The organism is Lysinibacillus sp. NPDC097214 (genome assembly GCF_050277945.1).
Classification (GTDB): Bacteria; Bacillota; Bacilli; order Bacillales_A; family Planococcaceae; genus Lysinibacillus; species Lysinibacillus xylanilyticus_B.
Genome location: NZ_JBNNSS010000005.1, coordinates 279,248 through 291,483 on the forward strand (window position 1 = coordinate 279,248; position 12,236 = coordinate 291,483).

A 12,236-nucleotide genomic window follows, 5' to 3' on the forward strand; every position below is an offset into this window, starting at 1 on the left:
CCTTTTGTTCTCATTCTTTCCTGCCAGCCCTATCCTACATGTCGGCTAAATCATCATTCAGCAACCCTGGATTAGATAATAATGCATATAGTATTTGTGATTTGTGTATTTGCATTTGTTGCAGACCTTGCTACACTATAATTGATAATGAGAATCATTATTAATTAATAGCCTTTTAGAGGTAACATCTGATCAGAGTATTTCATGGGCGCAAAACTATTTTTTCTATATAGGAAGGATTGGTAATATTGACTGTAAATAGACAATTATGTATTGGATTAGTCTTATCTGCTTGGTTGAAAGGAGGCGACTGGCGGCGCCCAGACAGCGGTGTGGAAAAAATGGGTTCAATTGACCCTTACATTGATTTGGCAAAGATGGCGGAGAGGTCAAAGCTCGATTTTCTTTTCAGGGCGGATTATCTTTTTGTTAGTCCACAGATGCTTGGCGATTCCGCTAATTTCGGTAGTCCTGATCCTACTATGATATTTGCAGCGATTGCTCGTGAAACTGAGCGGATCGGGTTAGTTACGACTATTTCTACGACTTTTAATCCACCGTATGTTGTTGCTAGACAGCTTCAGTCTTTGCATTGGCTAAGCAATGGACGTGCTGGCTGGAATATTGTCACTTCTATTGAAGGTGCTGAAAATTTCGGTGAGTCACCTATGCCTTCATCACAAGAAAGATATGCAAAAGCAATTGAATTCACTGAGGTCGTACGCAAACTATGGGGAAGTTTTCCGAATGAAGCCATCGTTATTGATCGTGAGTCAGGTATGTTTTCTGATTTGGATAAGATTTCCCCAATTAATCATTCAGGTGAGTTTTTTAGTGTGAAGGGACCGCTTACTTTGCCTGCCCATAAATCGGGACCAATTCCTTTATTTCAAGCAGGTGCGTCGGATACAGGACGAAATTTTGCCTCTTCAATAGCAGATGCTATTTTTGCAGCGATGCCAGACCTTGAATCGGGAGTGGAATTGCGAAATGATCTGAGAAGAAGAGCTATCGAGCATGGGCGCGATCCCGACACCATAAAAGTTTTGCCCGGTTTATATTTTTTCTTGGCCGAAACTCGCGAGGAAGCCCATGAATTACATAAGGCCGCACACGCACATTTGACTATTGAGCGCAGACATGCATCGCTTAAATCAGTACTGGGTCTTGATTTGAGTAGCTTTGCTTTGGATTGTCACGTAACTTCGGATATGCTACCTGATCTGAATCAGCCAGTCCGCAGCCGAACACATGCTGAGCTGTTGCGCCGGTATATTACAAATCATCAGCCTACAGTGGAAGAGGTATTAGCAAGGCCGGAGGTTGTCGGGTCTGCTCACTGGGTTTCCGTTGGAACGGTTGAAGACGTATTGAACGATATAATTGAGCGATTTGAAGCTGGAGCTATTGACGGATTTATAGCTATTCCGGGTGGTTCAGAAAAATCTTTGACAATATTTTTTGAAAAGCTGATGCCGCAGTTGGTTGAAAGAGGTTTGTTCAGAAGTGAATATACGGGTGTCACCTTGCGTGAGCATTTAGGGATTAATATTACTGATTATTATGATAGGGATACGGTTTTGGAAGGGGTTCAGGTGAAGAATGAATAAAAAGTTTATACTAGTTGGTTTGATAGCATCATTCATGATTGTTTTGGCTGCATGTGGAGGAGGAGACAAACAGAGCAAATCAAACTCAACCTCCGGCAGCAACGGAGAATCAGCGCAATCTCAAGTGGACAATGCAGGAACAGACGAAACAAGAACGATTGAGTATCTCGGTGAAAAGTATACCGTTCCACAAAAAGCAGAAAAAATTGTGATTGGGGCTATGGAAGCAATGGAAGATGCGGTAATGCTTGACGTTCATCCAGTAGGGGCAATATCGGCAGGCGGAAAGTTTCCAGAAATGTTTGCTTCAGTAACGGGCAAGGCGGAATCAATTGGTGAAAAAAGACAACCTAACTTGGAGAAGATATTGCAATTGGAGCCAGACGTTATTTTAGGTTCAACCAAGTTCCCAAAAGGAGTGGTGGAGAAATTGCAAAAAATTGCTCCCACTATTTTGGTGTCGCACGTTTCTACAAACTGGGAAGACAACTTGAAATTAATGGCTGAATTAACTGGAAAGCAAGCAGATGCAGAAAAAATTCTATCCCAATATAAAACAGATACACAAGCAGTAAAAGCATCGTTAAAAGAAAAGCTTCAAGGTAAAAAAGTAGCCTCTGTTCGTATTCGCGGGGGGCAAACTTACATTTTTGCGAAAAATGTAGACTTTAACCCCTTTTTATACAATGACATTGGTTTAGAAATGCCAGATCAGATAGGCATGGCTAAATTGCAAGATGCAATCTCTGCCGAGCAATTAGCAGAAATGAACCCAGACTATTTGTTTGTGCAATTCGCTACGAATGATAACAAAGATGCGGAAAATGCATTCGAAGACTTGAAGAAGAATCCAATTATCCAAAATATTAATGCCTTTAAACACGATCAAGTATATGTCAACGTGGTTGATCCGCTTATGGAAGGAGGTCCTGTTTATAGTCGAATCAAGTTTTTAGAAAGTGTGCAAAAGCATCTGAACAAGTAATGGAATGGATCAAATCAATGAGGAATGAAATCGTTATTAAGCCGTAAGTTTGTTCTAATTGTCGTATTATGTATTCTGTTCAGTGTGACAATAATCGTATCTCTTTTCTATGGTTCGAAATCAATGAGTGATGAAATGATGTGACAGGCGTTTTTTCATTTTGATTCAGAGAATATGGATCATTTAATCATTCAAACTTCGCGCCCTCTTAAGTCCTGAAAAATTTACAATACCGTTTGTATTAGAAACAATTAGAGCTGTAGGAATCCATTGAGAAACTCCTGAGATATTGGGGAATTACAGGACTATAAATCAATTTTAGATCAATAAAAAAGACTGATCTAAAAATTACCACTTCTAAAATAGAACGTTTGTGCGTATAATATATACGAACGAACGTTCCTTTTTTGTGTAGGGAGATTAAAAACAATGAAAGACCAGTTAATAAAAGGGGTGCAACACAATCAGTTAGTAAATATGACGTACAGTACAAAGTCTGAAATTATCACGTGTATCAAAATAATTAAGATAATCAATAGCGTACTTTTATTCTCGATAATGTTCTTGTTATTGTTCCATGTCTACAAAGAACGAGGGGTGATACAGAGCTGAATTAGTGCATTAGAAGAGAATAATTTGCTTAATAAAAAAGGTAGATGCGATTCAATTTGTGGAAGTTAATCCTTTATCAGTAGGGACATAGGTAGAAATTGAAAGTCTAGATATAGTGAATAGCCGATTTTAAAAATTGCGAGAGGTATTGGGAGGAAACTTCGATGAGAGAACAACTGATTAAAGCTATGCAGCGCAAACAATTAGTGAACATGATGTATGTAGCAAAAGATGGTTCCATAACAAAAAGGCGTGTAAAAGTTATTAAAATTGTTGGTGATTCGTTTCAAGCATTTTGTTTTACAAGACATGCAAAGCGTACTTTTTTGATCAGTAACGTTCTAGCCGTTATTCCTTTTGTTAGTAAGGGACGTGAAGTTGTATGAATTATGAGAGTATGCCCAATAGACCTATTATGTGTATCGATATGAAATGCTTTTACGCCAGTATCGTAGCGATGCTACATGGGCTAGATGTTTTAAAAACGCCAGTTGCAGTAGTAGCAAATTTTGACCAACCAGGTAGCGTAGTGCTTGCTGCATCCCCCTTAATGAAAGAAAAATTTAGTATCAAAACAGGTAGTCGTCGTTATGAAATACCTAAACATCCTGACATTAGATTGTTTGAGCCTAAAATGAGTTTCTTTATTCAAATGTCGATGACGATTACAAAATTGATCTCTAATTACGTCCCAGTTGATGCTATACATGTGTATAGTGTAGACGAAAGTTTTGTTGATTTAACCGGCACTGAAAAGCTTTGGGGTTCACCTGAAGAAGCGGCTAAGGAAATACAAAAGGCTATTCTTGATCAATTTAATATACCTAGTGCAGTAGGTATGGGACCAAATATGTTAATAGCCAAATTAGCTTTAGACCTTGAAGCAAAGAAAACGGGCTTTGCTAAATGGACGTATGAAGATATTCCAAAGAAATTATGGCCAGTTCGACCCCTTTCTGAAATGTGGGGAATCGGTAAACAGATGGAAGCAAATCTAAATGCTATGGGGATACAAACAGTCGGTGGTTTGGCTAATACAGATCTAAAAGAATTAGAAAAGCGCTTTGGTGTAATGGGCAATCAACTCTATTACCATGCATGGGGAATCGATCTATCCAAATTAGGGGAGCCGTTAATAACAAACGGAGCTTTAAGTTTTGGGAAGGGACAAATGCTGATGAGGGATTACCATACACGAAAAGAAATCTCTGTAGTACTCCTTGAAATGTGTGAGGACGTAATGAAGCGCACGCGGGATGCAGGTTACGTTGGCCGTACAATTAGTATGGGTCTTTCTTATAGTCGAAGTGCTATGACCAAAGGGTTCCATCGGTCTAAAACAATTGCAGTGCCTACAAGTGAAACTCTTGTGATGTATAAAACTTGTCTTGAATTACTGGATGAACATTTTGTAGGGGAGCCAGCTCGTCAATTATCTGTCCGAATAACGAACCTCGAAAGAGAGCATAGTATCCAATTAGATTTATTTGACGAACGCAAACCACAGCGTCAAATTATAGGACCTACTATGGATGCCATACGCAATCGGTTTGGAGCAACATCAATATTAAGAGCAGTTTCTTTCACAAGAGCTGGTACAGCTATTAATCGAGATCGCCTAGTTGGTGGTCATTTGGCATAGGAGTGATTTATTAATGATACAAGACAGAGGTAATATTAAATGGGCATCGATGATGTTGCCGGAGCATTTAGAGCTTCTTAGAGAGTATAAACAAGAGCGTACAGAACAGGCAAGAGAATTGACTGAGTGGGAACTAGAAGAACTACAAAAAACAATTGATCAAGCTTATAATCAGCAATTGGACATAAAATTAGAAGTGTGGAAGGACTACAAAATCACACAGTGGACTGGAATAATTAAATCGATTAATACTAATGAACTCATACTTGAAACACTACTTAACACGAAAAGTATTCCAATCCAAAGTATTCAATCGGCCCAACTGGATACTGATTATTATGATTAAAGCCGACGAAAGACAGTTACTTCATAAGTATCTTTTGTTAGAGCTAGCAGTTAAATCATTGCAAGTTGACTATTGTAAATTAGAGCAATTTAAAATGAAAACGGTATTTCTTCCAATGATGGATTCATTGCTAAAGAATCTAAGACAAGAATATTTTAACCTCAAACGAGAACTTGCACAAAAACGTATACGAGTAGTAGGTTGGCAACCAGTAGATGAATACTTTAGTGACGTGCAAGTTGCCACTGCAGGTAATGATGTAGTACTGCGTTATGCAAATCAAGCTCTTAAATCACAGGTGGAAAAGTTGTTGATTAATCATATAAGTGTAGCTTTAGAATAAAGATTGATTAAAAAATTTCCTTCAACCTTTATTTATTAGCAAATGCAAAAACACTCCATTTTGAAAAAAGATTGATCAAAATGGAGTTAATCTTTCTAACTCAGTATGAGATTTTTATTTGATTAATTAAATGAGCCTTATTCACCTAAAGCACCCGTTAGTTCAATAAGACATATCCAAACAATCACCATAAAAAGCCAACTTAATGCAGGAGTGATTTCATTTTTTATTGTACGCCCATGAAAGAACGTGATCATCTTTCATTTTCTGTGGTGTAGCGCGGGTTTTGCGCTACATGGATGGCTAATGGGTACATTTTATCTATGGCTAGTATAATCATAAATGAATCGGTGTACTTTTTTGTTTGTCATTTTTATTTCTCTTCTAATGCTTTTTGAAATATGGAATTTAACTGCTTTACTTCTTCCGAAGATAAATTTCCCCAAAGTTTTTTGATGATGTCTTCCCCCGTCTTATCTATCACATTTAAGAAATGTAGTCCCTTTTGAGTAATTTGTAATAATATGAGGCGTCGGTCTGATTCAGAGTGAATACGCTCTATATAGCCACCGTCCACTAGCTTTTTTGATAAATTTGTAACAGCGGGCAATGTAATTTTAAAGAATTGAGCCAACTCAGTACTACTCTTTTTGCCTTCATTTCTCAGAATCTCTAGAATTAAATATTGGGAATTAGATACCCTAGCTTCTTTGGCTTCTGGTGGTGTAGTATAAGCCATTGTGAATTTTCGCAGCACTAGCAAGGATAATTCCTCAAGTTTTTTAAAATTTAAATCTTCATCATGGTACATTGTTCTTCACTCCTTATAAATAATCATTAAGAAATTATTGTTAAAAGATATTAATTGTTAAAACCACTTAACTAATATACAATTGATTTTACTAATTATGCAATTAAAATATGAAAAGGTGATATTATGACAAAAAGCTTTAAAGTTGAAATTCCAAGAATCCCATCAGATTTAGAAAAAGCAAATTTTCAAGATATTTATTATGAAGAAGAACCATATTTATCGAACTGTATTATTACTAACGTAATAATTGATAATGAGGAAATTGATAAAGTAGTTCTGTCCAAAGTCATTTTTAGAAATGTTACATTCGTACATGCTCATTTTAAAAGAATTGATATGACAGATATTATTTTTGAAAACTGTGACCTGTCTAACTCTTGTTTTAGCGATGGTATCATACACAGAGTTACTTTTAAAGGTTGCAAATTAATGGGTATAGATTTTTCTGAAGCCACTCTTGGTAATGTTTCGTTTGAAAATTGCATGGTAAATTTGAGTGATTTTGTAGATGCTCGTTTAAAACAGGTGATATTTAATCATTCGTCTTTGCAAGGTGCTAACTATTACGATTGTAAATTTAACAAGGTAAAGTTTGATCAATGTGATATTAACGAAGTTGATTTTTCTGAAACATCCCTTAAAGGAATAGATATTAGTACATGTAAATATGATCGACTCAATGTTGCTTTGGAAAGTTTGGACGGTTGTGTAGTTTCTGCTCAACAAGCAATTGGATTTTCAAAGTTAATAGGTTTGGTAGTTAAACAATAAATGTAATCAAAATAATCTGCTCGATAATCAGGTATATGTACAAAACTTGTATCGCAATTGTTAAAGGAACTTTCTCACTGTTGATTGTAGGATAAAAATTAAAAAGAATCAGGAGGAATTTAAGACGAAAAGTGTTGTAAAAAAAACTTTTCGTTTTAAATTTCTTATCCTTAAAACCATTAATTAAGCTTAAAACCACAGTCAAAACAGGTAAATCTGTGATATTCATACGCCTTAACCTTCTTTTTTATTTTCAGCATAAGCGAAAAAAATTCTATTTCATATATATAATATTCTCACCTTATAGAACTAATCTCCCTCTATAAACATTGATGTATCAACGGTTTCCACCATTTCGTGATGAAGAAAAATTATTTTTCCACTTGATTTATAAACAGTATTTTTGAATTTATAGTTATAATTTACAATCTGAGTGTACGCTTCGCTAAAACTAATGGAAATCATTAGCTTTTTAATCCACTATGTGATGCACAATGGATCTCTGCGATACTTATGACGACGTACCCTCCCATGTCTCTTAGCGTCATTTGTGCTTACATTCCTTCGTTCGGTCTATGCTAACGCAATCCAATGAAAAACGATAAATTTTTGTTAAAGATTACAGAAAAAATTTCAAAAAATCTTGATATACCGCACTCTCTCCATATACCGTTAAAGAAATAACACACTTTCACCTTACGGGGGCATGATGTAATTAGCGAAAAAACTTATGCTTGAGGCATGTCACTTTAAAGAAAAAAGAAGTATAACTTTGAAATTTACTGAAAACTAGAAATTTCAGTTTAATGATAAATATTTACAAATAGCAAAGCGCGAGAAATCAATGTTTCTAAAATTGATTTCTCGCGCTTTTTAAAGTTTTGACCAAATTTGTCCCTACCTTTTTTATATATAATTACTTAATCAAATTAGCTGCTACGACTTCTGTAGTTTTTCTATGAAAGTCGAGAGAATTCTATTTTTCGACTTATTCAGAATATTCAATAAAAAGTATTGACTTAAAAATGAATGTCATTTAGAATTTGGTGTAATTCCGATAATAGGAATAGATTACGATAATCGGAATAAAAGGGGTGTGGATTTTGAAAGAAAGGCTTTACATTGATGGATGTTGGGTAGAGGCTGAAGTTTATGCAGATTTGTATTCACCTTTTTCAAACGAGAAAATTGCAGAGATTCCACAGGCTTCTTTAGAGCAGGTTGATGATGCTATCCGAAGTGCAGTGAAAAATCACCATGAGATTGCTGAGATGACAACCTATGAACGAGCGAGAATTTTAGAGAGATTAACATTATTGCTTACTGAAAAAAGGGATGAGGCAGCTACATTAATAGCTCTTGAATCAGCTAAGCCTTTGAAAACAGCATACGGTGAGGTTGATCGTACGATCGAAACATATAAGTTTTCGGCAGAGGAAGCAAAAAGAAATGTTGGGGAAATCATTCCGATGGATGCTGCGAAAACGGGCGTGGGCAGATTTGGTTATACACAAAAAGAGCCTATAGGAGTTGTTGGGGCTATTACGCCATTTAACTTCCCAATGAATTTAGTTGCACATAAACTAGGCCCCGCGATTGCAGTAGGTAATAGCGTTATTTTAAAGCCAGCTACTCAAATACCGTTATCTGCTTTCTTTATAGCAAGACTTTTAGAAGAGGCAGGCTTACCAAAAGGAGTTCTCAATGTTGTTACGGGCAGAGGTTCCCTTGTAGGAGACCGCATTGTAATGAGTGACAACGTAAATATGATTACATTTACGGGTAGCCCAGAAGTAGGGAAAGAAATTATTGTTAAAGCAGGTCTAAAAAAAGTGAGCTTAGAATTAGGATCCAATGCAGGAGTCATTATAGAAGATGCATCAAATTTACAGGAGGTTGCCCAAAAGTGTGTAATAGGGGCTTATTCAAATCAGGGACAAGTTTGTATCTCCTTGCAGCGAATTTATGTGATGGAGCACTTATATGATGAATTTTTGGAACATTTCCGTAGTGAAGCAGCCAAACTTGTTTGTGGTGATCCGCTAAAGGAAAATACTGATATTTCTTCGCTTATTTCAGCTAAAGATTTAACAAGAAGCGTGAGTTGGATTGAAGAAGCTAAGCAGCAAGGGGCTATCGTGTTAGCAGGGGGAGAAATTGAAAATAATGTATTAGTTCCAACTATTTTAACAAATGTTGCCACAACGTCAAAAGTAAGTTGTCAGGAAGTATTTGCACCGATTATAACTATAACACCGATCGAGTCTATTCAAGAAGGAATTGCTCAAGTAAATAATTCTAAATATGGATTACAAGCAGGTATTTTCACACAAAACATTCATACTGCATTTGAAGCTTCTAAAAAGCTACAAGTTGGTGGGGTGATGATTAACGATATTCCAACATACCGTGTAGACCAAATGCCGTATGGTGGTGTAAAAGAAAGCGGTAACACTAAAGAAGGTATTAAATACGCAATGCAAGAAATGACCGAAACAAAATTAATCGTATGGAATCAAAATTAATGGAGGAATTATGATGGTACTTAAATATGAGAGAAACAACAATAGCAAAACAACAAATGCTATGCGTATTGCATTGGCATTAGAAAGACACGGGGTCAAATATCTTTTCGGTCAAAGTAACCCACCTACTGTAACTTTGGCATGCGAAGATATTGGCATTGAGCAAATCGGCTACCGTCAAGAAAATGCAGGAACATATATGGCGCAAGCATATGCAATGTGTACAAATTCGATCCCAGTCGTTACTGCACAGCATGGACCAGCTGCAACATTATTAGTGGCAGGCTTAGCAGAAGCACTAAAAGCATCTTATCCAATCGTTGCTTTAGTAGAGGAAGTTTCAAGAAACGATGAAGAGAAAAATGCTTTCCAAGAAATAGATCACTTAGAGCTTTTTAAAGGAGTATCAAAATGGATTAAGCGTATTCCAACTGAGGCTAGAATAGAAGATTATATTGACATGGCATTTAAAACAGCAGGATCTGGGCGCCCTGGGCCAACGGTATTATTATTACCAAAGGATATTATTACAGATCCGAATGAGTATCCAATTAATGAAAGAAGAACGCTAAGTTATGGTACGTTCCCATTAGATCGTACAATTGCAGAAACATCTAAAGTCGAGCTAGCTGCTGAATGGTTAAGCAGAGCAGAAAATCCATTTATTTATGCGGGTGGTGGCGTCATTTCTTCCAACGCCATGGATGAATTACGTGCTATTCAAGAGGAGTTTTCGATTCCAGTTGCAACTACAACAATGGGAAAAGGTGCAGTTGATGAAAGGCATCCATTATCGATTGGACCCATTGGTTATTATATGGGTAAACGAGGAGTTAGCACACATTTAAAGCCAATGGTACAGCAAGCAGATGTCATTTTACTAGTCGGCAACCGCACAAATCAAAATGGTACAGATAGTTGGACATTGCTCCCTGAAAATGCAAAATACATTCATATTGATATTGATCCAATAGAAATAGGTAGAAACTATGAGTCATTAAGACTAGCTGGGGATGCTAAATTAACTTTACAAAGCTTGAAAATACGATTACAAAACAGATCTGTAGAGAAAAGAGCGAGTAAACGAGCTGCGATTGAACAACAGATACAACAGTCTCGCAAAAAGCATCAGCAAGATATGCAATCAATTGTTACACAAACGACAGGCAAAATAAAAGTAGAAAGATTTTTATATGAAGTAGAAAAGAGTTTAACAGATGACCATATTGTTGTAGCAGATGCAAGTATTTCTTCTGTTTGGAATGCCAACTACTTAACGGCAACAAAAATGCGTAAATTTATTTTCCCGCGTGGCTTAGCTGGTTTAGGCTGGGGCTTGCCAATGGCAATGGGGGCAAAACTAGCAAATCAACATAAGAAAGTATTTTGTCTTGTTGGTGATGGAGGTTTTGGACACGTTTGGAGTGAGCTTGAAACATGTAAACGTCTTGGTATTCAAATAGTAGTAGCCGTAATTAATAACGGTATTTTAGGTTATCAAAAATATGCGGAAAACGCGATGTTTGGTAGATACACAAATATATGTGATTTTTCATTTGTTGATCATACTAAAGTAGCGGAGGCTTGCGGTATTCCTGGTATTCGAGTAGAGAAGATTGAAGAAATTGCACCAGCTATTGAAAAAGCTTTTAGCTCAAATGAAAGCGTTATCATTGATTTGATTTCGGATGAACATAACATTCCTCCTGTTGGAGTTATGGATTCATTACAAACAAATGAATAAAGAAAAGGAGCATTGGAAATGAAAAAATTAGAAGGCAAAGTAGCAGTTGTCACAGGTGCAGCACGAGGAATAGGACGTTCCTACGCATTAAGGTTAGCGCAATTAGGAGCACATGTAGGAATAATAGATGTGGACTTGAAGTCGTATCAGTATTTTGAAAAAGAGCATATCGGTGAGCAGTATGAAACAGTTGTCAATGAATTGTTAGAGTATGATGTAAAAGCAATAGGTGTAGAGGCAGATGTATCGAATGAAGATGCTGTTCAAGCGGCTTTTAATAAAATTGTTGCTCACCTAGGTGAAGTAGATATTTTAGTTGCCAATGCTGGTGGAGGGACAGGGGCTATACTTGAAAATAAAGCGTCCGAAATTGACTTGGAGCAGTTGAAAATAGTGTACGAGCGCAACTTTGTCGGAACAGTGAATTGTGTCAAAGCAGTTGCAGGAGGTATGAAGAAAAAGAACTACGGGAAAATCGTTACAGTAAGCTCTGTTACTGGATTACAAGCAACAGAAGGAGGCACATACTCACACTACGGTTCTACAAAGGCCGCAATCGTTTCTTATACAAAATATCTGGCACAAGATTTAGGACCATATAATATTACGGTTAATGCAATTGCACCAGGTTATATTGCTACTGGTCGCTTAATTGAGCAATTTGAAAGAGCAGGCGCTGAAACATATACAAACCAAACCGCCTTAAAACGTTTCGGGACACCTGAAGATTGCGCTAATGTCATTGAATTTTTAACAACGGATTTATCCGACTATGTAACAGGAAGTGTTATTGATGTTACAGGCGGTATAATAAAATAGCAGCTGAGAATAGCTGACAAAAGGG

The 12,236-nt window shown here is 36.7% G+C and carries 11 protein-coding genes; 10 read left to right on the top strand and 1 reads right to left on the bottom strand.

Features of this window, described 5'->3' with window-relative positions; all coding sequences use genetic code 11:
- The first annotated feature begins 248 nt into the window (after window positions 1-248).
- The 6 genes from ACQKMI_RS13920 (at window position 249) to ACQKMI_RS13945 (ending at window position 5,538) form a co-directional block, all read left to right on the top strand.
- Window positions 249-1,610 carry an NtaA/DmoA family FMN-dependent monooxygenase gene (locus ACQKMI_RS13920; RefSeq protein WP_427489810.1) on the top strand — a complete coding sequence of 454 codons (1,362 nt, stop codon included), beginning with the start codon at window positions 249-251 and terminating at the stop codon, window positions 1,608-1,610.
- The gene (locus tag ACQKMI_RS13925) at window positions 1,603-2,595 is read left to right on the top strand and encodes an ABC transporter substrate-binding protein (RefSeq protein ID WP_427489812.1); all 993 of its coding nucleotides are present in this window, start codon (window positions 1,603-1,605) and stop codon (window positions 2,593-2,595) included. The genes ACQKMI_RS13920 and ACQKMI_RS13925 overlap by 8 nt, the downstream gene beginning before the upstream one ends.
- Before the next feature lie 776 nt (window positions 2,596-3,371).
- On the top strand, window positions 3,372-3,593 hold the full coding sequence (locus tag ACQKMI_RS13930; protein ID WP_053597262.1) for a transcriptional regulator: 222 nt from the start codon (window positions 3,372-3,374) through the stop codon (window positions 3,591-3,593).
- Window positions 3,590-4,849: a DNA polymerase thumb domain-containing protein gene (locus ACQKMI_RS13935; RefSeq protein WP_427489815.1), complete on the top strand. Its 1,260-nt coding sequence runs from the start codon at window positions 3,590-3,592 to the stop codon at window positions 4,847-4,849. The genes ACQKMI_RS13930 and ACQKMI_RS13935 overlap by 4 nt, the downstream gene beginning before the upstream one ends.
- 13 nt (window positions 4,850-4,862) lie before the next feature.
- Complete coding sequence (locus tag ACQKMI_RS13940; RefSeq protein WP_427489817.1) at window positions 4,863-5,195, top strand: YolD-like family protein; 333 nt, start codon at window positions 4,863-4,865, stop codon at window positions 5,193-5,195.
- The gene (locus ACQKMI_RS13945; RefSeq protein WP_427489819.1) at window positions 5,188-5,538 is read left to right on the top strand and encodes an aconitate hydratase; all 351 of its coding nucleotides are present in this window, start codon (window positions 5,188-5,190) and stop codon (window positions 5,536-5,538) included. Before ACQKMI_RS13940 ends, ACQKMI_RS13945 begins: the two co-directional genes overlap by 8 nt.
- Before the next feature lie 373 nt (window positions 5,539-5,911).
- On the opposite strand, the gene ACQKMI_RS13950 is transcribed toward ACQKMI_RS13945, so the two are convergent.
- Window positions 5,912-6,349, bottom strand: coding sequence for a MarR family winged helix-turn-helix transcriptional regulator (locus ACQKMI_RS13950; RefSeq protein ID WP_241368705.1), 438 nt, complete (start codon window positions 6,347-6,349; stop codon window positions 5,912-5,914).
- A gap of 126 nt (window positions 6,350-6,475) precedes the next feature.
- On the opposite strand from ACQKMI_RS13950, the gene ACQKMI_RS13955 reads away from it, so the two are divergent.
- From ACQKMI_RS13955 to ACQKMI_RS13970, 4 genes are all read left to right on the top strand, one after another.
- Window positions 6,476-7,123 carry a pentapeptide repeat-containing protein gene (locus tag ACQKMI_RS13955; protein ID WP_427489821.1) on the top strand — a complete coding sequence of 216 codons (648 nt, stop codon included), beginning with the start codon at window positions 6,476-6,478 and terminating at the stop codon, window positions 7,121-7,123.
- 1,103 nt (window positions 7,124-8,226) lie between these two features.
- Window positions 8,227-9,648 (top strand): aldehyde dehydrogenase family protein, encoded by a 1,422-nt coding sequence (locus ACQKMI_RS13960; RefSeq protein ID WP_427489823.1) that lies wholly within the window; start codon window positions 8,227-8,229, stop codon window positions 9,646-9,648.
- A 13-nt stretch (window positions 9,649-9,661) separates the two neighbouring features.
- The gene (locus tag ACQKMI_RS13965; RefSeq protein ID WP_427489825.1) at window positions 9,662-11,392 is read left to right on the top strand and encodes an acetolactate synthase catalytic subunit; all 1,731 of its coding nucleotides are present in this window, start codon (window positions 9,662-9,664) and stop codon (window positions 11,390-11,392) included.
- Between the two features lie 18 nt (window positions 11,393-11,410).
- Window positions 11,411-12,211, top strand: coding sequence for an SDR family NAD(P)-dependent oxidoreductase (locus tag ACQKMI_RS13970; RefSeq protein ID WP_427489827.1), 801 nt, complete (start codon window positions 11,411-11,413; stop codon window positions 12,209-12,211).
- The last annotated feature ends 25 nt before the right edge of the window (window positions 12,212-12,236 follow it).

Coding starts and splice junctions, on each gene's coding strand:
- ACQKMI_RS13925 (WP_427489812.1), top strand. CDS start 1,603: ATGAATAAAAAGTTTATACTAGTTGGTTTGATAGCATCATTCATGATT.
- ACQKMI_RS13930 (WP_053597262.1), top strand. CDS start 3,372: ATGAGAGAACAACTGATTAAAGCTATGCAGCGCAAACAATTAGTGAAC.
- ACQKMI_RS13935 (WP_427489815.1), top strand. CDS start 3,590: ATGAATTATGAGAGTATGCCCAATAGACCTATTATGTGTATCGATATG.
- ACQKMI_RS13940 (WP_427489817.1), top strand. CDS start 4,863: ATGATACAAGACAGAGGTAATATTAAATGGGCATCGATGATGTTGCCG.
- ACQKMI_RS13945 (WP_427489819.1), top strand. CDS start 5,188: ATGATTAAAGCCGACGAAAGACAGTTACTTCATAAGTATCTTTTGTTA.
- ACQKMI_RS13950 (WP_241368705.1), bottom strand. CDS start 6,349: ATGTACCATGATGAAGATTTAAATTTTAAAAAACTTGAGGAATTATCC.
- ACQKMI_RS13955 (WP_427489821.1), top strand. CDS start 6,476: ATGACAAAAAGCTTTAAAGTTGAAATTCCAAGAATCCCATCAGATTTA.
- ACQKMI_RS13965 (WP_427489825.1), top strand. CDS start 9,662: ATGGTACTTAAATATGAGAGAAACAACAATAGCAAAACAACAAATGCT.
- ACQKMI_RS13970 (WP_427489827.1), top strand. CDS start 11,411: ATGAAAAAATTAGAAGGCAAAGTAGCAGTTGTCACAGGTGCAGCACGA.